At 59.0% G+C, this 26,349-nt stretch carries 25 protein-coding genes, 1 tRNA gene and 1 riboswitch; of the genes, 14 read left to right on the forward strand and 12 right to left on the reverse strand.

Going from position 1 to position 26,349, the window contains the following annotated elements:
- Nucleotides 1–5: 5 nt before the first annotated feature.
- Together GJU83_RS09745 and GJU83_RS09750 are read right to left on the reverse strand one after the other, a co-directional pair.
- Nucleotides 6–1,766 carry an ExeM/NucH family extracellular endonuclease gene (locus GJU83_RS09745; RefSeq protein ID WP_167516393.1) on the reverse strand — a complete coding sequence of 587 codons (1,761 nt, stop codon included), beginning with the start codon at nt 1,764–1,766 and terminating at the stop codon, nt 6–8.
- 9 nt (nt 1,767–1,775) lie between these two features.
- Nucleotides 1,776–2,678 (reverse strand): helix-turn-helix transcriptional regulator, encoded by a 903-nt coding sequence (locus tag GJU83_RS09750; protein WP_174805037.1) that lies wholly within the window; start codon nt 2,676–2,678, stop codon nt 1,776–1,778.
- A gap of 271 nt (nt 2,679–2,949) precedes the next feature.
- Between GJU83_RS09750 and GJU83_RS09755 the strand changes: the two genes are divergently transcribed.
- The 7 genes from GJU83_RS09755 (at nt 2,950) to GJU83_RS09785 (ending at nt 10,533) form a co-directional block, all read left to right on the forward strand.
- Nucleotides 2,950–4,233: an MFS transporter gene (locus tag GJU83_RS09755; RefSeq protein ID WP_069182505.1), complete on the forward strand. Its 1,284-nt coding sequence runs from the start codon at nt 2,950–2,952 to the stop codon at nt 4,231–4,233.
- Nucleotides 4,234–4,395: 162 nt separating this feature from the next.
- Nucleotides 4,396–4,821 carry a MarR family transcriptional regulator gene (locus GJU83_RS09760; RefSeq protein WP_069182506.1) on the forward strand — a complete coding sequence of 142 codons (426 nt, stop codon included), beginning with the start codon at nt 4,396–4,398 and terminating at the stop codon, nt 4,819–4,821.
- Between the two features lie 3 nt (nt 4,822–4,824).
- Nucleotides 4,825–6,216 (forward strand): DHA2 family efflux MFS transporter permease subunit, encoded by a 1,392-nt coding sequence (locus GJU83_RS09765; protein WP_069182507.1) that lies wholly within the window; start codon nt 4,825–4,827, stop codon nt 6,214–6,216.
- A gap of 40 nt (nt 6,217–6,256) precedes the next feature.
- Nucleotides 6,257–6,439: riboswitch (yybP-ykoY riboswitch) on the forward strand.
- 4 nt (nt 6,440–6,443) lie between these two features.
- Entirely contained in the window at nt 6,444–7,013 is a 570-nt protein-coding gene (locus tag GJU83_RS09770; protein WP_069182508.1) for a TMEM165/GDT1 family protein, read from the forward strand.
- A 52-nt stretch (nt 7,014–7,065) separates the two neighbouring features.
- On the forward strand, nt 7,066–8,103 hold the full coding sequence (locus GJU83_RS09775; RefSeq protein ID WP_153634196.1) for a L,D-transpeptidase family protein: 1,038 nt from the start codon (nt 7,066–7,068) through the stop codon (nt 8,101–8,103).
- A 101-nt stretch (nt 8,104–8,204) separates the two neighbouring features.
- The gene (locus GJU83_RS09780) at nt 8,205–9,692 is read left to right on the forward strand and encodes an NfeD family protein (RefSeq protein WP_153634197.1); all 1,488 of its coding nucleotides are present in this window, start codon (nt 8,205–8,207) and stop codon (nt 9,690–9,692) included.
- 37 nt (nt 9,693–9,729) lie between these two features.
- Entirely contained in the window at nt 9,730–10,533 is an 804-nt protein-coding gene (locus GJU83_RS09785; RefSeq protein WP_153634198.1) for a slipin family protein, read from the forward strand.
- A 40-nt stretch (nt 10,534–10,573) separates the two neighbouring features.
- Here the strand turns inward: GJU83_RS09785 and GJU83_RS09790 are convergent, their stop codons facing one another.
- The 3 genes from GJU83_RS09790 to GJU83_RS09800 all read right to left on the reverse strand — a co-directional run bounded on the left by GJU83_RS09790 (nt 10,574) and on the right by GJU83_RS09800 (nt 13,457).
- Nucleotides 10,574–10,855: an Lpp/OprI family alanine-zipper lipoprotein gene (locus GJU83_RS09790; RefSeq protein WP_064229359.1), complete on the reverse strand. Its 282-nt coding sequence runs from the start codon at nt 10,853–10,855 to the stop codon at nt 10,574–10,576.
- Between the two features lie 206 nt (nt 10,856–11,061).
- Nucleotides 11,062–11,625: a L,D-transpeptidase family protein gene (locus tag GJU83_RS09795; RefSeq protein ID WP_153634199.1), complete on the reverse strand. Its 564-nt coding sequence runs from the start codon at nt 11,623–11,625 to the stop codon at nt 11,062–11,064.
- Between the two features lie 107 nt (nt 11,626–11,732).
- The gene (locus tag GJU83_RS09800; protein ID WP_069182513.1) at nt 11,733–13,457 is read right to left on the reverse strand and encodes a potassium/proton antiporter; all 1,725 of its coding nucleotides are present in this window, start codon (nt 13,455–13,457) and stop codon (nt 11,733–11,735) included.
- A gap of 70 nt (nt 13,458–13,527) precedes the next feature.
- Here GJU83_RS09800 and GJU83_RS09805 point away from each other — a divergent pair.
- Nucleotides 13,528–13,601, forward strand: a tRNA-Gly gene (locus GJU83_RS09805).
- Between the two features lie 24 nt (nt 13,602–13,625).
- Here GJU83_RS09805 and GJU83_RS09810 read toward each other — a convergent pair.
- Together GJU83_RS09810 and GJU83_RS09815 are read right to left on the reverse strand one after the other, a co-directional pair.
- Nucleotides 13,626–14,936: an NAD(P)/FAD-dependent oxidoreductase gene (locus GJU83_RS09810; RefSeq protein WP_153634200.1), complete on the reverse strand. Its 1,311-nt coding sequence runs from the start codon at nt 14,934–14,936 to the stop codon at nt 13,626–13,628.
- Between the two features lie 229 nt (nt 14,937–15,165).
- Nucleotides 15,166–15,771, reverse strand: coding sequence for a TetR/AcrR family transcriptional regulator (locus GJU83_RS09815; protein WP_153634201.1), 606 nt, complete (start codon nt 15,769–15,771; stop codon nt 15,166–15,168).
- Nucleotides 15,772–15,888: 117 nt separating this feature from the next.
- On the opposite strand from GJU83_RS09815, the gene GJU83_RS09820 reads away from it, so the two are divergent.
- Nucleotides 15,889–16,440, forward strand: coding sequence for a carboxymuconolactone decarboxylase family protein (locus GJU83_RS09820; protein ID WP_069182516.1), 552 nt, complete (start codon nt 15,889–15,891; stop codon nt 16,438–16,440).
- 26 nt (nt 16,441–16,466) lie between these two features.
- On the opposite strand, the gene GJU83_RS09825 is transcribed toward GJU83_RS09820, so the two are convergent.
- Nucleotides 16,467–18,575 carry a NosR/NirI family protein gene (locus GJU83_RS09825; RefSeq protein WP_153634202.1) on the reverse strand — a complete coding sequence of 703 codons (2,109 nt, stop codon included), beginning with the start codon at nt 18,573–18,575 and terminating at the stop codon, nt 16,467–16,469.
- A gap of 109 nt (nt 18,576–18,684) precedes the next feature.
- Here GJU83_RS09825 and yghU point away from each other — a divergent pair, with 109 nt between their 5' ends.
- Nucleotides 18,685–19,557, forward strand: coding sequence for a glutathione-dependent disulfide-bond oxidoreductase (gene yghU / locus GJU83_RS09830; protein WP_069182518.1), 873 nt, complete (start codon nt 18,685–18,687; stop codon nt 19,555–19,557).
- A complete protein-coding gene (locus tag GJU83_RS09835) occupies nt 19,554–20,114 on the forward strand; it encodes an LOG family protein (protein WP_153634203.1) in 561 nt (186 codons plus the stop codon). Before yghU ends, GJU83_RS09835 begins: the two co-directional genes overlap by 4 nt.
- 28 nt (nt 20,115–20,142) lie before the next feature.
- Here the strand turns inward: GJU83_RS09835 and GJU83_RS09840 are convergent, their stop codons facing one another.
- The 3 genes from GJU83_RS09840 to GJU83_RS09850 all read right to left on the reverse strand — a co-directional run bounded on the left by GJU83_RS09840 (nt 20,143) and on the right by GJU83_RS09850 (nt 21,504).
- A complete protein-coding gene (locus tag GJU83_RS09840; protein ID WP_227514443.1) occupies nt 20,143–20,319 on the reverse strand; it encodes a hypothetical protein in 177 nt (58 codons plus the stop codon).
- Between the two features lie 102 nt (nt 20,320–20,421).
- Nucleotides 20,422–21,165, reverse strand: coding sequence for a spermidine synthase (locus tag GJU83_RS09845; protein WP_153634204.1), 744 nt, complete (start codon nt 21,163–21,165; stop codon nt 20,422–20,424).
- A gap of 6 nt (nt 21,166–21,171) precedes the next feature.
- Nucleotides 21,172–21,504, reverse strand: coding sequence for an ankyrin repeat domain-containing protein (locus GJU83_RS09850; protein WP_136631455.1), 333 nt, complete (start codon nt 21,502–21,504; stop codon nt 21,172–21,174).
- Between the two features lie 113 nt (nt 21,505–21,617).
- Here GJU83_RS09850 and GJU83_RS09855 point away from each other — a divergent pair, with 113 nt between their 5' ends.
- From GJU83_RS09855 to GJU83_RS09865, 3 genes are all read left to right on the forward strand, one after another.
- The gene (locus GJU83_RS09855; protein WP_136631454.1) at nt 21,618–22,241 is read left to right on the forward strand and encodes a YbhB/YbcL family Raf kinase inhibitor-like protein; all 624 of its coding nucleotides are present in this window, start codon (nt 21,618–21,620) and stop codon (nt 22,239–22,241) included.
- Nucleotides 22,242–22,406: 165 nt separating this feature from the next.
- On the forward strand, nt 22,407–23,258 hold the full coding sequence (locus GJU83_RS09860; protein WP_069182523.1) for a UDP-2,3-diacylglucosamine diphosphatase: 852 nt from the start codon (nt 22,407–22,409) through the stop codon (nt 23,256–23,258).
- Between the two features lie 137 nt (nt 23,259–23,395).
- On the forward strand, nt 23,396–25,108 hold the full coding sequence (locus GJU83_RS09865) for an ABC transporter permease (RefSeq protein ID WP_153634205.1): 1,713 nt from the start codon (nt 23,396–23,398) through the stop codon (nt 25,106–25,108).
- Here the strand turns inward: GJU83_RS09865 and GJU83_RS09870 are convergent.
- A complete protein-coding gene (locus GJU83_RS09870; RefSeq protein ID WP_069182525.1) occupies nt 25,105–26,232 on the reverse strand; it encodes an ABC transporter ATP-binding protein in 1,128 nt (375 codons plus the stop codon). The two genes, GJU83_RS09865 and GJU83_RS09870, sit on opposite strands and share 4 nt — an antisense overlap.
- Nucleotides 26,233–26,349: the final 117 nt, after the last annotated feature.

Genomic DNA, 26,349 nt, shown 5'->3' on the forward strand with positions numbered 1-26,349 from the left:
GGGGCTCAGAGCTCCAGGTCGACAATCACCGGGTTGTGGTCGCTTGACCGCCAGGGCCCTTGACCGTCAACCACGTAGTCGCTCTGGTAACCGAAAACTCTGGGCTCATCGGCATTGACCAGCCAGATGCGCGCGCCCACAATCCGTGGTTTCAGTGTCTCGGAGGCCAGGGCGTAATCCAGCGACCCTTTCTCGCCACGGTATCGGTAGGTGTACTGGCGACAGCTGGTTTCGGTGCAGGGATGAAAGTGGTGCACCATGCTGACAAAACCCGCCCTTGCCAGCATCGTAATGGGATGTTCCCGGGCATAGCTGTTCAGGTCACCGATAATCAGGGTGCCGGCGGAATTGGGGCCTTCTTTACCAATGCCGGGCCATTCAGCCAGCGCTTGTGCTTCGTCCGTTCGCCGGCTGGCGTAACAGCCCTGGCCATCCGCCTGATCCCGATTATCCCCCCTGGCACCCCGACAGGATTTTGATTTCAGGTGAGGCACGATCACCTGGACCGTTGTCTCACCATCGACACGACTGAAATCCTGGGCCAGCGGAGGTCGACCGGCGGAGGCGAAAGGCCCACCGGCAAGCCTTTCGGGTTCACCTAGCATGCGCACCCGGTCGCCGCGATAGAGCAGGCCCGTCCGGATTTCGTCGTCGCCGTCCTGGCCCGGCGTGCTGACAAACCGCCAGGGGCTGCCCAGGGCATCGGCCAGGCTGGCGACGGAGCTGTGCGGACCGTAGCCGTCGTTCTCGAGTTCCGTGACCGCAAGAATGTCCGGGTCCGGTGCCAGTAGCGTTTGCACTAGCCGCTGTTGCTGGCGCTGAAACTCTGCCCATGTCTTGGCACCCCGGGTTGTTGGAAACTCGCCGCCGCGACCATCGCCGTTGAAAAAGTTGCCGAGATTCAGCGCCATGATCCGCACGGAATCACCGGGCGGCGACTCCGGCGCAGGTTCTCTCTCGTTGGTATCCAGAAAGACAGGTTCCCGGGCGGGCTGGATTCTCCAGGCATCGAAACGGAAGTCCAGCACCCCGGTGAGCCCCGTAATCTGGTCGCCAGCGCGCACGGATCCTGAGGACAAACCTTCGGGCGGCCAGGGTATGGGCCTCGGATTTCTGATGGACCGATTGTCGTCCAGCAGTACGCGGTTCTGACGGTTGCGGAGGGATGCCCTGTGGGCGCTCTCGCCCGGCGTAAGGTACTCGGTGGGCTGGATCTGATCGGCGCCGGCCAGCGCCAGCTCGCCGTAGCGGTCGAGGTTGTAGTTGTCGACCACCGTCAGGGGCTGGCGGAAGGTCACCCTCATATTCTCCAGGTGTTCCGGATCCACCGTCCACGGCAGCGTCACCGGCATGGCGGCCGGCAGCGCTTCCTGTCCGCACATATCAATGGTCCGGACCGCTACCAGTTCAGTCAGTCCGTGGTATTCCTTCACCTTGCCGGTAACCCGCAGCCGCATGCCGGTTTTGCCGACCTTGCGGTCGGTATAGACAAACAGGGCCTCGGACGTGGTGGGATCATTGTCGGTCTGGTGGTCGGCCTGCTGAAGATAGAAGCCGCCAAACCCGCCTTCTGATCGGGAATCCTGGGTCAGGATACCCTCCACCGTGACCGTCTTGCCTGTCAGAAGTGAGGCCGGGCCGGTCCCTTGTACTTCGGAAATTGGTGTTGCGGGTTTGCCACAGGCTGATTCCGCCGTTGCCGCCATGGGCAGGAACGGCAGAATCAGGAAGCAGATATAGGAATAGCGTCGAATTTTAGAATTCACACCGGCAGTTTAGCTGAGACCGGCAACGGCCTTCAGAGCCTGTTCACGTTTGCTGCCAAAGCCCAGCTGGTCCGGATTGGCCAGTTCAAGCTGCTGAACCAACGGATCCGGATGCTCGTTGTCGAAGGTGATTCCGAGACGGGACAACACATAGGGAGCCAGTGCGGCGCGGGTGGCAACCTCCAGACGACCATGTTCCATGCCATAGTCCCGGGCGATGATCTGTTGCTGGGCTTCGGTCAGGCGTCTGTCCGGCGTAACGACCAGGGTAACCTCACGGTTCCAGTGCTCGTCCTGCTCCCGGCTGTGCCTGGCCCGCTGCCGCAATGCCTCGGGCGAGGTACGGAAACGGCTCAGGGCGAAGTCCCGGAACTCCCGATTGGAGTCGCACCAGGCACGCAAGTGCCAGCTATTGCCGGCACAAACCAGTGTGTGGGGCTCCAGAATGCTTTCCACCGCTTCAGGTCGACTCAGGGAGGCGTAGCTGGCGCGCAACTGTCTGCCCTGACGTGTGGCGGTCACCACGGCACGCATGGTTTCCGGTGCAATCACCCGGTTCGGGCCCTGAACCACGGTGCTGTCCGGCAGGTCTATATTCAGTGATTCAAAGGTATTGCTCAGGTTCTGCTGGCGGGCCAGCAGGTCCAGATACTCGTTTACCACGCCACGGGTAACCACCGGACGAAATTTCTCGGCCGGCACGTAGCCTTTCAGATGGCGGTCATAAACCAGATTACCCGGCGCCAGTTCGCGCAGATAGGTGTTGATGTCCTTGGACGCCTGCTGGCGACCGATGCCGAAACTGTGGCAGATGTGGTTGGTGGTCAGGCGACCTTCCCACAGGGCGATGGTTTCGATCAGTCGGTAGCGAAGCAGCAGATCCCAGCGTATGGGCCAGTCCGTTTTTTTCATAACCAGGCGCTCACGGTCCAATGAATAGCTCGCTTTCATGTTACCTGCTCCGGCCCTTAGGGTCTGTTACGGCACATTAATGTAAAACCCTGTTAAACCGCTCTGCGGCGGCCTTTGCAGGTTTTTGTGACGCGGTTAACAGGTTTCGGGAAGTGCCTAGTGGTTTCGTTTTCCGCTCCTGATCTAATACGCGGCCGGCAGAGTCCGGTGCTTGCTGCTATTTTGTCTTTCATCGAAACGAAAATACCCTGTTACGCCCGGAGCTGCTGTAATGACCCGAATGGTCACCTCCCTTTCTGCCCTGATTCTGAGCATCATTCTGCTTGTCAGCGGTAATGCTTTCCTGATGACGCTCCTGGGTATACGTCTGAGTATAGAAGCGATATCACCGGACATAATCGGCTGGATTCTGGTCTGCTATTCCATCGGGTTTGTGCTGGGAACGCTGTATGTCCACAGGATTATAGGCCGGGTTGGTCATATCCGTGCCTTTGCCGTGTTCGCTGCGGGGGCAGCCATTACCTCACTGCTCTACCCAATGGCCGTATCCGAGATTTTCTGGGCAGTGTTGCGGGTGCTGTCCGGGTTCAGTATTGCCGGTGTGCTGGTGGTGATTGAAAGCTGGTTCTCAAGCCGGGCTACCAATGCCAATCGCGGTGCGTTGTTCGCGGTTTACCAGATTGTTTTTTATCTGTCCGCGGCCGGCGGACAGCTTATCGTGAACGTTGGCGACCCGGCCAACTTCATGCCGTTCTCGATTGCCGCGATCCTGCTGGCAATGGCCCTGATGCCGCTTGCACTAACCAAAATGGAGGCGCCTGTTATTGAGCAGGTCCAGCGTATCTCTATCTTCACTCTGGCCAGAGAATCCTTCAGCGGTGTGGCCGGGGCTCTCATTTGTGGCGTGATGATTGGCGGCTTCTATGCGCTGGGGCCTGTGTACGCAACCCTGGTGGGGCTGGACGTTGCCCGGACCTCCACGTTCATGGCCAGCGCCATTGTTGCCGCAATGATTCTTGCCTGGCCCCTGGGCCGGCTCTGCGACCGTTTTGACCGGCGCCGGGTAATGTTCTGGATTGCTCTGGTGGCGGCCTCCGCCGCAGGCGGTGTTGGCGTCCTTGGGGCTGGCAATGCGTGGCTGTTGACCCTTCTGGTTGGACTGTTTACCGGCCTGTCCGCGGCCCTCTACCCGGTTGCGGTCGCCATTACCAATGACCGTATGGAAAGTTCCCGCATCGTGGCTGCCAGCGCGACGCTGCTGCTCAGTTACGGGGTGGGCAGCGTCATCGGGCCTGTGGTCATGGCTGAACTGATCAACCTGCTCGGGCCCAAAGGCCTGTTCTTTGGCAATGCGGGCTTTCTGGTGCTGCTGGCGCTGATCACCAGCTATCGGATCAGTCACACCGAGGATGTCGCGGTTGCAGATCAGGAGCATTTCGTGCCGGCCATGCCCGAAGCGTCGCCGGTTCTCGCCGAGATCGATCCGCGAAATACCGAGTTCCACGAGTCTCCGGAAGTCGAGGAGATGCACGAAGAGCAGCGTCAGGCGAGCTGACGCTGCTTTCGGTTTTCCCCAATTTTGTTTTTACTTCCGTATCTGTTTTCATCACAATGGTTAGCATACTATTGGTGACTTTCCGATAATGTGATGAATTGGCCGAGTGCGCGGCAGCGCCCGGCCCGGGCCAGGCCCTTTTTTGAGATGGAGTGACGATAAATGAGAGACCAGTTTCCTTTTGCAGTAGCGCGGGTTACCCGACGCTGGAGAAAAATGCTCGATGAGCGCCTGAAGGATCTGGGCGTCACCCAGGCGCGGTGGAGCACCATGGTGTACCTGGAAAAAGGCGGCGAAGGCCTTACCCAGCGTGAACTGGCCAGCCTCATGGCGATCGAGAATCCGACCCTGGTTCGTCTGCTTGATAGCCTGGAGCAACAAGGTTTGATCGAGCGTCGGCCGTGCCCCCACGATCGCCGGGCTCGGCGCCTGCATCTGACCACTGCCGGTCGGGCGTTCATGGACGACCTTTCCGAGCGAGCCGAGGTGCTGCGCGAGGAGATGCTTGAGGGCATCAGCGACAAAGAGATCGAGTGCACCGTGAAGGTCTTCCACAAGATCCTGGAAAACGCCGAAAAGCAGAAGTAATCCTTGGCTGATAATTCGGTTGAGGGCCTGAAGGCGCGCTACGGAGACCGCTGGCGCTGGCTGGCGGTGGCCACGGTGATGATCGGCACCATGGCCACCGTTCTCAGCGCCACCGTGGTCAACGTGGCGCTGCACGATATCATGGTGGAGTTCGGCATTCGCCAGGGTCAGGTCCACTGGCTGGCAACCGGCTTTATCGCAGCCATGACCACTACCATGCTTGCCTCCTCCTGGCTGCTGGATCACTTCGGGGTTCGCAAGACCCTTGCCGCAGCCATGTTTCTCTTTACCCTGATTTCCCTCGCCGGTGGCTTTGCCGAGACACCGGGACAGCTCATTGCTGCCCGTATAGGTCAGGGCGCCATGGCCGGCCTGATGCAGCCCATGGGTATGTACCTGGTGTTCCGGATTTTTCCACGTGATCGCCGCGGCCAGGCCATGGGGATTTATGGCATGGGGGTGATCCTGGCACCGGCCCTTGGCCCGGTATTGGGGGGCTTCCTGGTTGATCAACTGGACTGGCGCTATGTGATGTTCGCGCCGGCTCCTGTCACCCTGGTGGGTGTTTTCATGGCCTGGCGATTTCTGCCGTTGCCGGTTTCCCGGCCGGCACCCTATCGTTTCGATCTGCCTGGCCTGATCTTGCTCGGATTTACCATCGCCGTGTCCCTCGATACTCTGAACCGGTTACAGCACGCGGCGGGCCAGGAAAACCGGATCCTCGCCGGAACAGTAATGGCGCTTGGTGGGTTGTTGCTCTTCGTGCTGCGTGAGCGACGAACAGCGCATCCACTGGTAAACATGGCCCTGCTGCGCAAACCGGTCTTTGTCTTCGCCTGTCTCGGTGCTGTGGCCCTGGGGCTGGCGCTGTTCGGGTCCACCTACCTGATTCCTCTGTTCGTGCAAACAGCGCTCGGATTCAGCGCGACCGAAGCCGGTTTGCTGATGCTGCCGGCAGGGATTGTCCTGGGTATGACCTTTCCCCTGGCCGGTCGGCTTGCGGACAGGCATAGCGCCCGGGTTCTGGTGGTCTTCGGCATCGGCGCTTTTGCCCTTTCCGCCATGCTGTTTGCGCTGTCCGACCTCGAGCTGGCTTTCGGCTGGCTGGTGCTCTGGACGGTCCTCGGCCGAATCGGGATCGGCTTCATGCTTCCCGCCCTGTCCACCGGCGCCCTGAATCCCCTAAAGCCTCAGGAGCTGGGGGCCGGCTCCAGCACGCTCAACTTCATGCGCCAGCTCGGAGGCGCCTTTGGGGTCAATCTGGTGGCACTTACTGTGGAATTCGGCGAGCACTCCTCCGGGATGCCCACAATCAATGCGTTCCATTCCGCTTGGTGGCTGGTGGCGGTATTCGTGGCGGTGGCTGCGATTCCGGTATGGAGAATGCGAACCTAGGTTGCGGCCCTGCTCCGGATTCATTACTATGCCGACATCTCTTCAGGGGAGTAGCCTCCGCACCGGAACTGCCGGTCGGATGATAGTCAACATACTTGGGGCCAAATCCCCATGGCTATCATGTTTCACCGAGATTCCGGTGATATTGGCAAGACCTGAGGCGGTTTCACCTCCATTGGGCGGAAGGTGGGCTGCCTCATGTCTGGTTATCCGCCCTGGAGTTTTTCATGGACGCTTTCCTCGCCTCAACGGTTGCTGTTGCCATAGCGGAAATTGGTGACAAGACCCAACTGCTTTCGCTATTCCTGGTTGCCCGCTACGCCACTCGCCTGCCCATTATCCTCGGCATTTTTGTCGCAACGGTTCTCAATCATGCCCTCTCGGCCTGGCTTGGTGCCTGGGTTGCTTCCTTCATTCCACAAGCCTGGTTACCGTGGATTCTGGCTGTCAGTTTTGTTGCGATCGCGCTCTGGCTGCTGGTGCCGGACAAGGATGACAGCGAGGATTCAAAGTTCCTGGGCATGGGGGCGTTCACGGCCACCACCATCATGTTTTTCCTGGCAGAGATCGGCGACAAGACCCAGGTGGCGACCGTTGTTCTCGCCGCCCGCTTCACCGAGACTTTCTGGGTGATTCTGGGCACCACGGTGGGGATGCTGTTGGCAAACATACCGGTTATCATGGCAGGACGCTGGCTGATGGAGAGATTGCCCCTCGCCACAGCGCGGATTGGTGCAAGTGTGCTGTTCGTCGCGCTTGCCGTCGTAACAGTATGGGCTACCTATGTGAACTCCTGAGGGTACTTGCTGTCACTGTACCCGGTTGCCTGATGCTTTCGGAACGTTTTCTATGTGGTTCAGATTTTTAGCGGTTTTTTCCCTGGCGCAGTTCCTCGTGTTTCCGACCGCGGGGTCGGCGGAGCCCCTGGACGCCGCCAGCGGCCCGGAAGCGCCGGACAGAAGTCCCCGCGTGCCCACCTTCCCGGTTCAGGGTGATCTGGCCGGTGAGCTTGGTGTTTTTGAAACCCGCTATGAAGACACCTTTGCCGGCATCGGTAACCGGTTAGCGATGGGCTATCTGGAGCTGGTGAAGGCCAACCCCGGTGTGGATCCGTGGCTACCCGGAGAAGGTACCACCATCACCCTGCCGCGCCAGTATGTGCTGCCGGATGCGCGGCGCGAAGGTATTGTCATCAACCTCGCCGAGTATCGTCTCTATTATTTCACCGATGAGGGTGTGCAGGTTTACCCCGTGGGCGTCGGTACGGCGGAGAACCCCTCCCCCCTGACCGACGCAGAGGTCACCATGCCACTGGAGTCTCCGGCCTGGTATCCGCCGGCGAGCATCCGGGCGGAATACGAGGCGTCCGGTGAGTATTTGCCCCGGATGATTCCCCCCGGTCCCGGCAATCCGCTTGGTACCCACGCCCTGTTGCTGAGTGAAAAAGGCTATCTGATCCACGGTACCAACAAGAAGTTTGGCGTGGGTATGCCGGTCAGCCATGGCTGCTTCCGGATGTACAACGAAGATATTTCCCGGTTCGTGTATCAGGTGGAGAAGGGTACGCCGGTTCAGGTTGTCCACGATGCGGTCAAGATCGGTTTTTCGAATGGTGAAGTCTGGCTTGAGGTGCATCGCCCCCACGAAGACTACCCCCGCGAGGATCGGGATCGGCTCTGGAACCAGGTGTTTGCCGAAGTCGAAGCCTTCCGCAGCCAGCACCCGGGAGTCGAGGTCAAGCGTGGCGCCATTGAGCTGGCAGTGGACCAGGCCGATGGCCTGCCAACGATGATTGGTGAACGTGTGACCCGAATGGCCGCCGACAAGACCGTGGAAGAGAAATCGCCGGAACCGACGGGCGAACCTGAGCAGCGGCTATACTTCTAAGTCAGGCGTCCGGGCACGGGTGCCGTCTTGCAGGGAAAAACCGCGGCCGCTGAGCCACCGCATATCCAGGCATTGAAGTTGTTCCGGTCCAGGGAGGCATTATGCAGGCACATCATCCCGTGCGATCACCGAATCCCGCCCGCCTTCGGCTCTGGGCCCTGGTGCTGCTGACAGGCGTTATGCTCGCACTGGGTTCTCTGGCACATCAGGTCTTTGCCCAGCAAAAATCATCTCAAACGGCCCTGGTACTTACTGTCGAGGGCGCCATTGGCCCTGCCACCATGGACTACGTTACCCGAGGCATTCGTAGGGCTGAGTCCGAGGGCGCTGGTCTGGTGATCATCGAAATGGATACGCCGGGCGGTCTGATGGACTCCATGCGGGATATCATCAAGACGATTCTTGCCTCTGAGGTTCCCGTGGCTACCTATGTCTCTCCGCAGGGCGCGCGGGCGGCCAGCGCTGGCACCTATATCCTCTACGGCAGTCACATTGCCGCCATGGCTCCGGCGACCAACCTGGGCTCGGCGACGCCGGTCCAGATGGGCGGTCTGCCGGGTAGTCCCGAACCGGAGAGCGATCCGGCCCCCGGCGAGCCAAAATCCGGGGAAGGTTCGGATTCAGACTCCGGTTCTTCGTCGAACGGCGAACAGCAGGCCGGCGACGATGACGGCAAACGGCGCGGTGGCACCGCCATGGAGCGCAAGGTTCTGGAGGATGCGGTCAGTTACATTCGCGGGCTGGCCGAACGCCATGGCCGCAACGCCGACTGGGCTGAAGAAGCCGTCCGTGAGGCTGTGAATCTGGGTGCCGATGAGGCCCTTGAGAAGAACGTTATCGACGTGGTTTCGCCCAACATCCGGGATCTGCTCCAGCAGGTGGATGGCCGCACCGTTCGGATGGCGTCGGGCGACACGACCCTGAACACGGCCAGCCTGGAAATTGTCAGGTCCCAACCGGATTGGCGCACGCGCCTGCTTTCCGTGATCACCAATCCGAACGTCGCCTATTTCCTGATGATTATCGGCTTCTACGGCATCATCTTCGAGCTGGCGAACCCCGGTGCGGTGGTGCCGGGCGTGATTGGCGCCATCTCCCTGATCCTTGCGCTCTTCGCTTTCCAGGTCCTGTCGGTGAATTACGCCGGCCTGGCACTGATTCTGCTCGGACTGGCGTTCATTGTGGGCGAGGCCTTCGTGCCCAGCTTCGGGATACTGGGGGTTGGCGGAATAGTTGCCTTTGTTACCGGCTCGATCATCCTGATGGACGGCAGTCACCGGGATATTTCCCTGCCAACGATCGGAGGCACCGCCGTGGTGGCTGCCGGGTTTATCCTCTGGACGGTGACCCGGTTTATCGGTCTGCGTCGGCGGCATCCGGTCAGTGGCACCGAACAGTTGACCCATGAAGAGGGCGTGGCCCTGGATGAGTTCTCCGAAGAACATGGCCACTACCGGGGCCACGTGCGGCTCAGTGGTGAACGTTGGAATGCCATCAGCGAGGGAGCCGTCAAAGAGGGCGACCGGGTTCAAGTGACAGCGATTGAGGGTTTAACGGTAACTGTCAGGGTCATTCCGGACAACGACTGAACCGGCAGACAAAGTAACGGCAATACAAGGAGGCCGTATGATTGGCGATCTGATTCCCTATCTGGCACCTACGGTGGTGTTACTGCTCATTCTTGCTTCGGCGATCAAGATCCTGCCGGAGTATGAACGTGGCGTTGTGTTCTTTCTCGGGCGTTTCCAGGGCGTCAAAGGTCCGGGGCTGATCATTGTTATTCCGGGCATTCAGCAGATAGTCCGGGTAGACCTGCGGGTGATCACCCTGGATGTCCCCAGTCAGGACGTGATCTCCCGGGATAACGTGACTGTGCGGGTGAATGCCGTGCTGTACTTTCGAGTTGTGGATCCCGAGCGTGCCATTATCCGGGTGGAGGATTTCAATTCCGCAACCAGCCAGCTGGCCCAGACCACGCTGCGGTCGGTGCTCGGCAAACACGATCTCGACGAGATGCTGTCAGAGCGGGACAAGCTCAATTCCGATATCCAGGAGATCATCGATGCCCAGACCGAGGAATGGGGCATCAAGGTGGCCAACGTTGAAATCAAACATGTGGATCTCAATGAATCGATGATCCGTGCCATTGCCCGTCAGGCAGAGGCAGAGCGCGAACGTCGCGCCAAGGTCATCCACGCCGAGGGCGAATTGCAGGCGTCCAAAAAGCTGGTGGAAGCGGCGGATGTCATGTCCACGAATTCCGGTTCCATGCAGCTGCGTTACCTGCAGACGCTGGCGGATATGAGTAACACCAACTCATCCACCATTGTGTTCCCATTGCCAATGGAGCTGATTACCACGTTCCTCAAGGACAACAAACCTGCCAGCCCTGACAAGTCCGATCCGGACAAACCGGATACCGGGGCATAAAAAAGGCCGGCAATGCCGGCCTTTTCGTTACGTATCAGCCTTACTTCTGGCTGGCACGCTCGAGCATACGCTTGGCACGCTCGTTTGCCTCATCGGCAGCCTTCTGGGCTGCACGAGCAGCGGCCAGGGCTTCTTCCGCAGTCTGCTGGGCAGTGCGGGCAGAGCTGGCAGCGCTGTTAGCGGTGTTCAGTGCATTTTCTGCAGTGCGCTCAGCGGAGCTGGCGGTTGCATTTGCTTCGTCGATGGCGCCCTGGTCAGTGGTGGCACAACCTGCAGTCAGAGCAGTGGCCAGTGCAATCCCGGCGATCGTCAGTTTACGCATTGTAAATCCCCTTATTGGTCGAGTTATTTCCTGTGATCCGAAAGTCAGTATAGACGACTTCCTGTCAACCTGCGCAGCATCGCTTGTCAGGTAGTGACTACCGGAGTCGTAAAACAGTGTAAAACACTGTAAGCAGGAATGTTAACTAGAGATACGTAAATTTGCTAAGCATATGACAACAACTTAATGCTGCCGTCAGGTTTGCTTCAGGGATGAATGCTGATGGGCGTTCCGTTGGAGACCAGTTGCCAGATTTCGTCCATCTCTTCGTTGGTCACGGCGATACAGCCGTCGGTCCAGTCAAGACCAGCATAAGCAAAAGCCATATCGCCTACGTTATTGGGCAGGCCATGAATCATGATGCTGCCACCCGGGTCCAGGCCCCAGGCAGATGCCAGTTCGCGATCCCGCTCGCTGGGGTACGAGATATGGATGGATTTGTAGAAGTCGCTCTCGGCGTTGCGCCAGTCCAGCGTGTAATCGCCTTCCGGCGTGCGCTCGTCACCTTCGTACAGCTTGTGACCTTCCGGATTGTCGCCAAGGGAAATTCGGTAGCTGCGAATCACCTCCTCGCCATCCATCAGGTACAGGCGGCGCTCTCCCTTGCGAACGACCACCTTGCTGACACTCTCGATATCCGCGGGCTTGTACATGGTGGCAGCCGGCATACGGGTGTCGGCCTTGGCCAGCAGTTCGGTGGCCAAAGCGCTCGGAGCCAATGCCAGACAGAGCAGGGCAATGGAGGCTGGGAGGGCGCGGAAAATGCTCATGTCCTCAACTTACCAATGATTAATGTTTGTTCAGACGTTTTATACCATAGGCCAAAAGGGATCTGTTAAGGGGTTTTGTTAACTTTTTTGGCTATCTGGTTTGCTCTTCACACATTTTGTGAACTGTCCATCTTCAGGCCCACCTTGGTGACCTTGTCGGCGCTGGTAGCCCGGGCAACCAGTGTCACCGGGCCCAGGGTTACTACGTCACCAACAACCGGGTGCCCTTTTGTCCTTTTGGCAAAGCATTCGGCGAGGGAAAGCTCCGGCGGCAGGTCGTCGAACTCAATGCCGTAGACTTGCTCCACGTCACCCAGAAGCGCATCGCCGTTGAGTACGAAATCCCCGAAAAACGCCCGTTCGGCCAGGTACTTGGGTGCGTGTCTGCCGCTCAGCGCCTTGCCGAGTTCAGGCAGAACACTGGGAGTCGCAAACATTGCGACCATGTCGCCACTGGATACTTCCAGGTCCGCTTTTGGCTGCAGACAGACCCGGTTGCGGAAGACTCCGGCCACAGCCGTGTTCTCCGGAAAGCGCAACTGGCCCAGCCGACGTGGCGTTTGCCAGGTTTCGCCGCGCAACGGGAACAGCATCAACTCGTGGTCTCCCGCCGCTGGAGCATCCAGAGGGAGTCTTCGATAGGGGTCCTCGCCGGCCGGCACCTCCAGGCGAAGCTTTCTGGCCAGAGGGGTCATGGTGGTGCCCTGAACCAGAAGAGAGACCAGGACGATAAAGAAAGCGGCGTGGAACACCAGCTGGGCTTCCGGCAAGTCTGCAATGATCGGAAACAGGGCCAGAACAATGGGGACAGCCCCTCGCAGGCCGACCCAACTGATAAACCCCATCTCGCGACGGTTAAAGGCAAAAGGCCAGAGGGTCAGCAAGACCGTCAGCGGGCGGATGACGAAGATCAGAGCCAGGGCCAGTATCAGCCCTCCTCCAGCCAGGGGGATCAGGTCTGACGGAGTGACCAGAAGCCCCAGCATCAGGAACAGGCACAACTGGGCCAGCCAGGCCAGGCCGTCGTGAACCTGCAGGATCATCGGCATCATCCGGACGTGACGGTTACCAATTACCACGCCAGTCAGGTAAATGGCCAGAAATCCGCTGCCGCCGAGAGCGTTGGTGGCGGAGAACACCGAGATGCCCGCGGCCGCCACCAGCAAAGGGTACAGAGAAGGGGTCAGGCGGATTCGATTGGCCAGCTCCACCACGGCAAAACCGCCAATAATCCCTGCAATAGCGCCGATGCCGAACTGCTGTACCAGCATGGAAAGAGCGGCCCAGCCCGCCTGGTCGCCGTCGTTGCCAATCAACGTAACCAGCATGAGCGTCAGGAAAATCGCCATAGGGTCGTTGCTGCCGGACTCAATTTCCAGGGTCGCACTGACTCGCTCGTTCAGGTGCAGCCCCCGTCCCTGCAGCAGGGAAAAAACGGCGGCGGCATCGGTAGAGGAAATGATGGCGCCAATCAGCAGGGCAGTCAGCCAGTGCAGATCGAACACCCACCAGGCCACAACCGCGGCGCCAGCGGCGGTCATGGCGACTCCGAGGGTGGCAAGTACCAGGGCAGGTTTCAGGCCTACCCTGAAAGTCTCCGCCCGGGTGCGCATGCCACCGTCGAGGAGAATCACGCCCAACGCGAGATTGGCAATCAGAAAGGCCAGTTCAAAGTCATCGAACTGGATGCCACCCGGGCCGTCCTCACCCATCATCATGCCCACCACCAGAAAGATCAGCAGCACAGGCATGCCCACCCGGCTGGAAAGCGGGCTGAGCACGATACTGATGACCAGCATCAGGGCGCCAATCAGGGTCAGGGTGGGGTCCATTGTTGCTCCAGACAGAATGCTTGCCCAATGCCGGGCTGACCGCTTATATTGCTGTCGCGGCCCTATTTTTGCGGGTGTAGTTCAATGGTAGAACGGCAGCTTCCCAAGCTGCATACGAGGGTTCGATTCCCTTCACCCGCTCCACTCCCTCGCTGGCCCGCTCTCCCTTTAGTGTAGTTTGAGTCGTGGCTGCATGGCACGGCTGATTTTATCCATCAACCATATGATGCCGGTGCGGAACATGCCGTGCAGGGCCACCTGGTGCATCCGGTAAAGGGACAGGTAGAACATGCGGGCCACTTTGCCTTCGACGTACATGCTGCGGCCGGAAAGATTGCCCATCAGGTTGCCGACGGTGGTGTAGCGGCTGAAGTTGATCAGCGAACCATGGTCGTTGTACACGAAGGGAACCGCCTCACCATTGTCCAGGCGATTGCACAGAGTCTTGAACAGGGTGTCGGCCTGCTGGTGCGCTGCCTGGGCCCGAGGCGGAACCGGCCGGTCGGAATCCGGTTGCGGGCAGGCCGCGCAGTCGCCAAAGGCAAAGATATCCGAATCCTGGGTAGTTTGCAGGGTCTGCTCCACAACCAGCTGGTTGCCCCGGTTAACCTCCAGGCCCTCAAGCTCCGCCAGGAACGCCGGAGCCTTGATGCCCGCTGCCCAGATGGTCATTTCCGAGCTTAGTTCGGTACCGTCCTTCATTACGACCGAGGTGGGCCGCACCTCATTGACCGGCTGGCCGGTCAGTACCTTCACTCGCTGGTGTTCCAGTTCCTTGGTAGCCGCCGCAGACAGCCGGCCGGGCAACGCCGGAAGAATGCGGTCGGCGGCCTCAATCACGGTAATGGAAACGTCCGAGGGTTGAAGGTGGTTCATGCCGTAGACAGGAAGTTCCCGGGAAGCCAGGCGCAGTTCTGCTGCCAGTTCCACGCCAGTAGCTCCGGCTCCGATGATACTGATGTTCAGGGTGTGTTCGGCCCCCTGGAATGCTTCGTGATTCTTGCGCAAAAAGGCGTTGAGCATCAGATTGTGAAAGCGTCTCGCCTGATCAAGGCTGTCCAGGAACAGGCAGTTGTCCTGGGCGCCGGGAGTGCCGAAATCGTTTGCGGTGCTGCCTACCGCGATGACCAGTGTGTCATAGGGGATGTGTCGTTCGGGAACCACTTCTGTGCCGTCGAGATCGTGAAACGGGGCTATAACCACGTGTTTGTTCTGACGGTCCAGACCGCTCATTCGGCCCAGCTGGAATTCGTAGTGGTGTTTGCGGGCATGGGCGCGGTAGTTGATCTCGTTGGCGCTGGCATCCAGGGAGCCGGAGGCCACCTCATGCAACAGAGGTTTCCAGACGTGGGTCAGGCCGGCATCCACCAGCGTGATCCGCGCCTTGCGTTTTTTACCCAGTTTGTTGCCAAGGCTGGTAACCAGTTCGAGACCGCCGGCGCCACCGCCGACCACAACAATGTGATGAAGGTTATCCATAACAATCAGACCTGTAAGTGAAGAGAGCCAAGCACTCTTCAGGTAAGAATGCTTGGCTGTCCTCACTGTGGGGGCCAGCCGTGTCGCCAGGACTCGGTCGGGAAACAGCGCAGGGTCTGAGCCGGGCGCTAATGTTAACGCGGCCCGGGCTGTGGGCACAATTCTACGGAAGTGCTCATACTTTCAGCCCCGGTGTGTGCTCTCTCACCGGGGTGCTGGAAGGGGAGGATCAGTGCTGGGTGCGGTATCCGTCCAGGATGGCTGCCATATCGTCACCCAGGTCCTGCATGGCTTGCGGATCCAGGTGGCGTTCACCCATGGATCTCAGGCCCATGATCTGCGCCTGGATAAGCCGGGCAATCCGCCGGCTGTCTACGGACTGAACCAGCTCACCTTTCACCCGGGCCTGCTCAACCAGGTCTGCAACGGAGTGCTCAATGGCAGCAAGAATGCTGTCGGCCAGCTCGGCCAGCTCTGCGTGGGTGTTTTTCGATTCCAGCAGTGTTTTCACGATCATGCAGGCCCGGGCGGGTGTCGCATTCTGGTTGCCGCAACTGCATGCGATGCCGCGCAGGTAGTCCTGGAGACCGTCAACGATCGAATCATAACCCTTGAGGTGCACAGCCATTTCTCTGCCGCCCTGTTCGGCATAGGCAGCCAGTGCTTCCGAAAACAGGCCATCCTTGCTTCCGAAGGTGGCGTAAATGCTGCCCGGGCGCATATCGAGGGCCTGCTCGATCTGTTTCATGGAGCTGCCGTGATAGCCCTTCTCCCAAAACAGGCCAACGGCCTTTTCCAGGGCGGTCTTTCGGTCATAGCGCGCGTGTCTGGCCATAACAACACTTCACCATTGTCGTGATTTGAATGACCGCTCAATTATATCTTGAATGATCGCTCAATAACAGTTAGCCTGAAGTTGTAATTGAGCATTCATTCAAAAATGGAGTTGGCAATGACAGACTTTACCCTTCACGACAAAGACACGGCACCGGAACAATCCAAACCCCTGCTGGACAATTCGCACAAGGCGTTCGGCATGATTCCCGGTTTGCATGCAGTTATGGCGGAAGCGCCGGGTCTTCTCGAGGGCTATCAGCAACTGCACCAACTGGTGTTGGACAGCAGCTTCGACAACGATGAGAAGACCGTGGTCTGGCAGACGATTAACGTGGAAAACGCTTGCCACTATTGCGTTCCCGCGCACACGGGGATTGCCAAATCCATGAAAGTGTCTGATGACATTACCAATGCTCTGCGGGACGAAACGCCGCTGCCCAGTGACAAGCTGGAAGCGCTCAGAACCTTCACCCTCGCGGTCATGCGCAAACACGGCAATGTCAGCAAGGAGGACCTGGATGCCTTCTATGAAGCCGGGTACCAGCATCGCCAGGTACTGGAAGTGATTCTGGTGTTGTCCCAGAAAGTGATGAGTAACTACGTGAACCACATCGCGGAGACGCCGGTGGATGAGCCGTTCAAGAGGTTTGAATGGCAGAAGAAGTAATCCGGGCTTTGCGGCAACGGAGCGGGTCAGCCCGCGTCCGTTGCCAGAATGTTCGCCTGTTTTGACCTCTTTTTACTCTCGAGGCGTTTATCGACGCACCGGGTGTCGTCTTCGAGAATAACCACGCACTCAAGGCACTGAATGCACTCGTCGTAGTCGATCCGGCCATCCTTGCGAATGGCATTGATGCCGCATTCGTTTTTGCAGTGCTGACAGGGGTTTCCACAGAGCTCAACCCGGTCCAGCCAGCTGAACAGCCGGAACCGGCCAAGCACCGCAAGGCCGGCACCCAGCGGGCACAGGTAACGGCAATAGAACTTGTGGATGAACATGCCGATCACCAGCAGGCCAACGGCATAGAGCACGAAAGGCCAGGAGCGCACAAAAAACAGGGTAATACTGGTCTTGAATGGCTCCACTTCTGCCAGTTTTTCGGCGATGGTCAGGGAATAGAAAGCGGTGCCCACCAGAGCGAGCAGGATCGGATATTTGAGCAGGATCAGGCGCCGGTGCCATTGCTCGGGAACCTTGATCTGGCGGAACTTCAGTTTTTCGCCAAGCCAGGCGGCCATTTCCTGCAGGGCGCCAAAGGGGCAGAGCCAGCCACAGAAAAGGCCGCGGCCCCAGATGAACAGGGTGATGAATGTATAGACCCAGAGAATGAAAATGATCGGATCCAGCAGGAAGACGTTTAGGGAGAAACCGTCCCAGACTGCCAGGAACAGGGTGTAGATGTTAACCACCGAAAGCTGACCCTGGGCGTAGAAACCGATAAAGAACAGGGTGAAGAACAGAAATCCCCAGCGGAACCGGTGTACCAGCTTCGGGTTGCGGCTCAGGGTTTTCTGGCGGGCGAAAAACACGGTCAGAACGGTCAGGCCGAGAACCAGCAGTGAAATCTGCCACCAGCGTTCCTTCCAAAGGCCGATCCAGACTGGTTGACGGGTGTCCTCCGGGTTGGGAGCAATCTCGACGGCCTCAAACAGTTCTTCGTTGAACCGAACCGGGATATTCAGGGAGGTGCGGTCCACCATCAGGTGATTGCGGGCCAGTTCGACATTGAGCTTCAGGTTGGCGTCCGCTCCGGGGTTGAAGCCGGCGTTACCACCCACGCGGAACAGGTTCCCTGCATCGAACGATGGGATGCCAGCGGCCCGAAAATCGAGATTCTGATCCAGCAGGTTCAGGTCGCGCATTTCCACGGCCAGGTTGTTCTGGGTCAGACCAACACGGTCCGGAGAGCTGCCGGGTACGAACTCGCGGGAAACGTGGGGAAAGGCGCCCCGGGACATGACGGCCAGAACCTGTGCGCCCTCGTCTATCCGTTGCATGAGGCGCTGGTAACCATCGTCGCCGAGCAGGTTCCGTCCCACCATGGGCGAATTGATGTAGGCGAAGAAAAGCTCGGTAAAAGGTTCGCCGTCTGCGGGCTGTATGTCCATGGGGTAGTCGGAAAGAGGCCGGCCCAGCTCGGCCTCGATGGACTCGGCGGTAATCTGCCAGTGTCCGATATAACCTCGGTCCAGGAGCTGCTGCCACGACAGTGGCTGGTAGAAATCCGGTTTTGCCTTTGTGGGCGCGCTCTGGGCAAAGCCCTCGAGTTTCTTGCGGGCCACCTTGAGAGCAGAAGAGAGTACGGTGTCGTTAATGATCAGCACCGAGACCGTGGCCTTGCTGACACCGTCAAAGTGCACGACGTTGCCTTCACTGGTTCGACCTGAACGGCTGGAATTGGAGGTGCTGACAATGATTTGCTCTTGTAACGAATGCCCTTCGTATTGGTCTACAAACTCGAACAGGGGAGCTTCGCCCAGGCCATGTAGAAAGACCGGCTCGTGGTGATTCAGGACTTTGATACCGGTAAAACGGCCTTTGGTGTCCAGACCAATCAGCATGCTGATCGGTTTGCCGGCAAAGCCCTGAAGGCGGCTGTGATCTATGGATTCGTAAGCATAGCCGAGCAGTTCCTGGAGTTGATACACCGGATACACCGGGAAATCCGGCAGCTTGTCTTCAATGATGGTTGCCGAGGGAAACAGCTCCTGGATCAGCGCCCGCTTGCTGTCTGACAGCTCGGCCTGTACCAGGGGCATAACAAACAGACAGGCAAGAAGGAGCACAATGCGCCCTGCCATGGGGTACTCCTGTGGTTCTTTTTGTTTGATCTTCCATGCTAGAGTTTTCGGCCCCGGGCTCAATGCGACCTCGGAGCCAGCTGACTGCTACTTTGTGAGGAGAAATGCCATGACCGACGCTACCTACACGCCGCCCAAAGTCTGGAAATGGGACTCCGAGAGCGGGGGGCGGTTTGCCAGCATCAACCGCCCGATCGCCGGCCCGACCCACGACAAGGAGCTGCCGGTTGGCAAGCACCCGTTGCAGTTGTACTCGCTGGCCACCCCCAACGGCGTGAAAGTGACGGTGATGCTCGAGGAACTGCTGGAGCTGGGTATCAAAGACGCCGAGTATGACGCCTGGCTGATCAAGATTACCGAGGGCGATCAGTTCGGCAGCGGCTTTGTGGAGGTGAACCCCAACTCCAAGATTCCCGCCATGATGGACCACAGTGTCACCCCGTCCATCCGTCTGTTCGAATCCGGGTCGATTCTGCTCTATCTGGCGGAGAAATTCGGGGCCTTCCTGCCCAAGGACGTTGCCGGGCGTGCCGAAACCATGAACTGGCTGTTCTGGCAAATGGGCAGCGCACCCATGCTTGGTGGCGGCTTCGGTCATTTCTACGCCTATGCGCCGGAATACTATGAGTACCCGATCAACCGTTACACCATGGAGGTCAAGCGTCAGCTCGATGTACTGGACCGTCAGTTGGCAAACAACCGATACATCGCGGGCGACGAATACACCATTGCCGATATGGCCATCTGGCCCTGGTACGGCGCCCTGGTGAAAAACAAGGTGTATGACGCGGCCGAGTTCCTGGAAGCTCACACCTACACCAACGTGATTCGCTGGGCCGATGAGATCGCTCAGCGCCCGGCGGTCCGGCGTGGCCGGATGGTTAACCGGGCCTGGGGTGAGCCGAGCAGCCAGCTGCATGAACGCCACGATGCCAGCGATTTCGAGACCCGGACCCAGGACAAAATCGGGGACGGTGAATGAAGGTCGCGGTCTATTGTGGCTCCCGGTCCGGCAACGATCCGCTATACGCGGACAAGGCCCGGGAGCTGGGTGATTACCTCGGCCGTAACGGTATCGAGCTGGTGTTCGGCGGTGGTCATGTCGGCCTGATGGGTGTGGTGGCCGATGCGGTACTGGCGGCCGGTGGCCGGGTTCACGGGGTAATCCCGGAGCACCTGCGGGACCGGGAACTGGCCCATTCCGGCCTGACCGAATTGCATGTGGTCAAGAACATGCACGAGCGCAAGGCCCTGATGGCCGATCTGGCCGATGGTTTCGTGGCGCTGCCGGGCGGCATTGGCACCCTGGAAGAGCTGTTCGAGGCCTGGACCTGGGGCCAGCTGGGCCTGCACCACAAGCCTTGTGCCATCTACAACGTCAACGGGTTTTTCGATCCACTGTTGGCGATGGCGCAAACCATGGAGCAGGCCGGGTTTCTCAAGCAGCAGTATATCGACATGCTGATCCAGGCCGATCAGCCAGACACTCTGCACCGGGCTTTCCTGCACTATCAGAGCCCGGGAGAAAAATGGTCGTGACCGCTCCAGGGCCCGGCGCAGCCGGGCCCTATTCCTCTTTTTCCTTGGCTTTGCGAATAGCTTCCAGCTTCTCGTGCAGCAGGGCTTCCAGTTTGATCAGCTTTTCCCGGTTTTTCTCATTGGGCCGGTTGGTGTAGAGATCGACATAGGTCTTGGTGACCTCGCTCAGTACCGGATGAAGCTTTTTGTAGTCTTCCTCACTCATGGTCAGCACTCCTGATGAAAACAATGGACTCCATGACAGTAACTATGGATCATCCCCGGCAATCATCAAGGACCTGGATCAACTCCAGAACGGTTTTCCCCCTTATTCCATCCGGCTGACTTTGGCCATCAAGCGACGCCAGTCTATGGGCAGCCGGTTCTCCAGATCTGTCAGCACCGGGTCTTTCGGGTGTACGGACTGAAAGTGCTGTTTGCTGGCATAAACCACGGTGTTGTTGCTTTTGCTTCGAAAGCCCAGAAGCACCGCAAAATGCCTCCTCAGCCTTCGGAAGTAGGCGCCTTCGACATCCGGTGTTCTGTGGTAGTTCAGCACCAGCCAGCCGTCATCGGTTAACACACGGGCACATTCGTCCACGAACTGCTTCTGGGCCTGCGCCGGGCTCATCCGGTCTGCGTTATACAGGTCAGCGAGAACCATATCGGTGCTTGCGTCCGCCAGCTTTTCCAGGGCATCCCGGGCATCGGCAATGGTGACCTCAAGGCGCTCGCTGTCTGGCAAGTCGAAAAACTCTCTGGCCGTATCCAGTACCGCCTGGCGAAGTTCCACAGCGTGTATTCGGCATTCGGGATAGAGATGGTGAAATGCACCGGCCATGACACCGCCGCCCAGGCCCAGAATGGTCACGTGGCCGGGGTTGGCAAACACCGCCGGCAGCATCATGGCCCGGTTGTACTCGTGTACCGGCAGGTAGGGATAACGACGGTCGATCTTGCTCTGCTCGAATACCGAATTGAAGGTGAGTACCCGATGCTTACGGTAATCGACCACCAGGATGCTGCCCAGGGCATCCCGGGTGTGGTGGACAATCTCGCCTTTGTTGAACATGCCGGCTTACTGGCTGTGTTCTTCGAACAGACGTCGCACGCTGTCGTTTTTTGCCAGCGACCATGCAGTGTTACCGTTGCTGTCCTCGGCGTCGCGATCAGCACCTTTTTCGAGCAGCAGGCGCACGGTTTCCGGATGGCCGTGTTTGCTGGCCAGGATCAGCAGGGTCTCGCCCTCGCTGGTGCGCATGTTGACCGGGACTCCGGCATCAAGCATCACGCTGAGTGGCCCGGCTCCGCCGTTGCGGGCAAGCTCGAAAATACCCTGGGCAAAGGCAACCGCGTCCTCGTCTTTCCGGTTTGCGGGCTTTTGCGGCTTTCCGGGTTTCTGTTGGCTCATCGGGGCTCCGTGGTCAGTTGAATCGATTTTGTGTTAAAACCGTATTATCACAGAATGAGACTGTCCCAGACACAGTCAGTGAGCCAACGGCCCAAACGACAGGAGGCAACGCCGTGAAACTTCAGGTTCAAGGCATAGATGAAGGCCAGCCGATTCCCGAGAAATTCGCATTCGGGGTCTACAGTGAAGAAGACCATATGAGTTTTGGTCCCAATCGGAACCCCGAGATCGTCTGGGACGATGCGCCGGAGGGCACCAAGAGCTTCGTGGTGATGATGTTCGATCCGGACGTGCCCAGCGTCGCAGACGACGTGAACCAGGAGGGCAAGACGGTTTCAAAGGACATTCCGCGAGTCGATTTTTTCCACTGGCTGCTGGTGGACGTACCGGCCGGCACCAGTCGTATCCCGGAAGGCGAGGACAGTGATGGTGTCATCCCCAAGGGCAAGGCGCCGGGTCCCGGCCCCATCGGCATCCGTGGCGTGAACAACTACACCCAGTTCCTGGCGGGCAACCCCGACATGAATGGCACTTACGCGGGATACGATGGTCCCTGCCCGCCCTGGAACGATGAGATCATCCATCACTACCACTTCGAGGTGCACGCACTCGATGTGGATACCCTTGCCCTGGATGGTGAGTTCGATGGCAACGACGTGCGTGAGGCGATGGCAGGCCATGTGCTGGCCAGTGCCCGTGTAACGGGGACTTACACCCTGAATCCGGACCTGCGCTAACGGCTGGCCCTCGATGGTCCGGTAACCTGAGGGTTACCGGATTTCCCATTTCCTGCATATGCTTCCCCTCTAAACGTCACAGAACTGTCTCTTCGTTGTCATTTCCCCGTCACCGGATCTTGCCAAGGTGTCAGCATCCGGACTGGTTGAAAGACGGGAGACACCATGCGGAGCTATCGGAGCGTTTTCATTTCCGACGTACACCTGGGCACGGCGGACTGCCAGGCGGAATACCTGCTGGATTTCCTGAGTCACGTACGCTGCGAAACGCTCTACCTGGTGGGCGACATCATTGACCTGATCGCAATGCAACGACGGGTGCATTTCCCCGATGCCCACCAGGCCGTTATCCACAAACTCATCGAACTGGCGGCCAGTGGAACCCGCGTGGTTTACGTGCCCGGCAATCACGACGATTTTCTGCGCCGGTTCTGCGGACAGACCATCGCCGGCATAGAACTCCGATACAAGGCGGTGCATACCACCGCCGATGGTCGGCGGTTCATGGTCTGCCACGGCGACCAGTTTGATCAGGTGGTGCGCTGCAGCCCGTTGATGCTGCTGGTGGGTGACCGTGCCCACGGTCTCCTGCTGCGTTTGAACCGCTGGTTCAACGCCTGGCGTCGATTGAAGGGCAAGCCCTACTGGTCCCTGGCGGCCTGGGTGAAGAGCCGAATCGGCAAGGCCCGCACCTTTATCCGCCGGTTTGAACTGGCAGCGCTCACGGTGGCCGAGAAAGGTAACTACGACGGCTTCATCTGCGGTCACATCCACTCTGCCGGGTTCCTGCGCAGCGAAGAAGGGCTTTATTGCAACGACGGGGACTGGGTGGAGCACTGCACGGCTCTGGTCGAGCAGGAGAACGGCAAACTCGAATTGCTGCACTGGTCGGAGTCGCCGGTGGTACTTGCAAAAGAGCCGGATGCTCCGAACCCGGATGTGTGCGGCGATGCCCGGCCGGTCATCGACACCCTGCCAACCGCGTTTGTTGAACAGGTGAACCGCCTGGCCAGCTAAAAAGACAAGCTGGGATCTCGCCTGCCTCTATGTATTCCTATCTTCGGGGCGACTGTGCGTTCCTTCCAGGTGGCCATTTTTCATAACGCCGCCGTATCCCTTATACTCCCGTTCCCGTCCCGCCCTTCAAAGGCTCTATGGCTGAACATACGACATCACAAACAAGCGATCTGACAGGCTCCGGTCTTGCAACCGATGGCGCCAGTCGTCGCGCCCACCGTTTCAGCGCCTGGACAGTCAGCACCTTCCTGATTTCGTTGCTGGTGGCCCTGCCAGTGCTGGTTATACTGGCCCACGTGTTTTTCCCGTCCGGTGAGGTCTGGGACCATCTGGTCAGTACTGTCCTCGGCAGATATCTGAGCAACACGGTGGTTCTGAGTCTCTCGGTGGCTATTGGTACCACCCTGATCGGCACTGCCTGTGCCTGGCTGGTGGTCATGTGCCGGTTTCCCGGCAGGCGCCTGTTCGAGTGGGCGCTCTTGTTGCCGCTTGCCGTACCTACCTATGTGATTGCCTATGCCTACACCGATTTCCTGCAGTTTGCAGGGCCATTGCAGAGTACTTTGCGTGACTGGTTTGGCTGGCAGTATGGTGACTACTATTTCCCGGATATCCGGTCACTGGGTGGCGCGTCACTGCTGATAACCATGGTGCTTTATCCCTACGTTTACCTGCTCGCCCGTGCCTCCTTCATGGAGCAGTCGGTGAGCGCACTCGATGTCGGTCGCACTCTGGGCCTTGGCCCGTGGCGCATGTTCAAGCGCATTGCCCTGCCGCTGTCGCGTCCCGCCATTATCGGTGGGGTCTCGCTGGTACTGATGGAAACACTGAACGAGTTCGGGGCGGTCCAGTTCTTTGGTGTCGATACCTTTACCACCGGTATTTACCGGACCTGGTTTGGTCTGGGAGAGCCGGTTGCTGCTGCCCAACTGGCCGCCTGTCTGCTGGTGTTCGTGGTGCTGGTGGTGGTTCTGGAGCGAGTGTCCCGCGGTGGCAGGCAATACCATACTTCGGCGCGCTACCAGGTCTTGCCGGAGTATTCGCTAACATCCGGACAGGCCGCGCTGGCCTTTTTGGTCTGTTTCCTGCCCATTCTGATCGGGTTCATTGTGCCTGCGCTCATCCTGCTGGAGATGGCCATTACCACTGGCGATGCACTCTTCGGTACCCGTTTCCTGGAGTTTGCGTTCAACAGCTTTATTCTTGCATCGAGCGCGGCGCTGGTGGCCGTTGGTCTTGCGGTTATGCTGAGCTATGGGGCACGCCTGAATCCCAGTGCCTGGGTTCGTGGCGCCAACCGGGTTGCGGCCATGGGTTACGCCATCCCGGGGTCGGTTGTTGCGGTTGGTATCATGATCCCCCTGGCCTGGGCAGACCAGCAGTTGAATCTTTTTCTCCGGGACAGCTTCGGATTTATGGTGGGGCTGGTACTCAGTGGCAGTGCATTTGTCCTGATCTACGCCTATACCGTGCGTTTCCTGGCGGTGTCGTTCAACACTGTCGAGGCCAGTCTCGGGAAAGTGACGCCGTCCATGGACGCAGCGGCCCGAACGCTGGGGCAAACGGCGGGTGGCACCCTGCGCAAGGTGCACACGCCCATCATGCGCAGCAGCCTGCTGGCGGCCGGCATACTGGTGTTCGTGGATGTGATGAAGGAACTGCCGGCCACGATCATTCTCAGGCCGTTCAACTTTGATACGCTGGCGGTGCGTGCCTACAGCCTGGCTTCCGACGAGCGGCTGGCGGAATCCGCCATGTCCTCCCTGGCCATTGTTGCCGTGGGCATCATCCCCGTGGTGATTCTCAGCCTGGCGATGCGCCGATCCCGTCCGGGCAGTGACCGGGGTTAACGCCAGGTTTCTGCCTCAAACAGGAACACCTGGGACATATCCAGCTCCAGGGAGACGGCCTGGCCTTCCTCTGGCAGAAACACCCCCGGCACTTTGGCGTGCAAATGCATCTCCTGACCGTCTGGTCCATGGGCACAAATATGCAACAGGCTGGTGGGCCCCAGCAGGCGGGACATAATGACATGGCTGGTGCGATCATCAGCGACCTTCCCCTCCAGTGGCGTCACTTTGACGGCCTCAGGTCGAATCAGAATCCTGACATTCGCGCCTTCGTCGAATCGTGACGCGTCCAGTCGGCCCAGGGGCGTCGCTACCTGGCCGTCATGCACAATCCCGACGTGTTCATTCACCTGACCGAAGAAATTGACCACGAAGGGCTCCACGGGGTTGCAGTAGAGTTCCGTGGGCGAGCCGGTCTGCACAATTTCGCCGTCGCGCATCAGGGCGATCCGATCGGCCATGAACATGGCTTCCTCGGGGTCGTGGGTAACCAGCAGGGTTGCTGTGTTCAACTCTTTGAGTACATGAAGCGTGTCGTCGCGGATCTGATCGCGCAGGCGAGCGTCCAGGCTGGAAAAGGGCTCATCCAGCAGCATGACCCTGGGCGATGGGGCAAGGGCCCTGGCCAGGGCAACCCTCTGCTGCTGGCCGCCGGACAGCGTGTGCGGGTAAACGTTGGCGGATCCAGCCATGCCCAGACGCTCCAGCAGATCCAGTGCGCGGGCCTGTTTCTGCTTCTTGGGCAGCGTGCTGATGCCAAAGCAGACGTTTTCCAGAACAGTCAGGTGAGGAAAGAGCGCAGACTCCTGGAAGGCAAGGCCGACATTTCGTTTTTCGGGTGGCACCTGGACGCCGCCGGGTGCCGAGACCAGCGACCGGCCCAGAAACACCTTGCCACTGGAGGGCATCTGAAGCCCTGCTGCAATGCGCAGCAGGGTGGTTTTGCCGCAGCCTGATGGCCCAAGCAGGCAAACCACCTCACCCGCTTCCAGGTGTAGACTGATGTCCCTGACAACGGTATCGCCATGGAACTGGCAATGAACACGGTCAAGCATGAGTGAAGGGCCCGACAGACCGTTTTCGAGTTGGTCATTGTAGGTGGGGCTTTGCTGATAAATGCTCATGTGCCGATCCAGCCTTCCGGTACAAACTTTGGTGACGACCACATTGTAATCTTGTTGCGTCTGATTGTGTATTGAATACGTAAAAGCGACTGATTCCTATTCATTGACTTCTACAGG

The organism is Marinobacter salsuginis (assembly GCF_009617755.1).
Lineage (GTDB): Bacteria > Pseudomonadota > Gammaproteobacteria > Pseudomonadales > Oleiphilaceae > Marinobacter > Marinobacter salsuginis.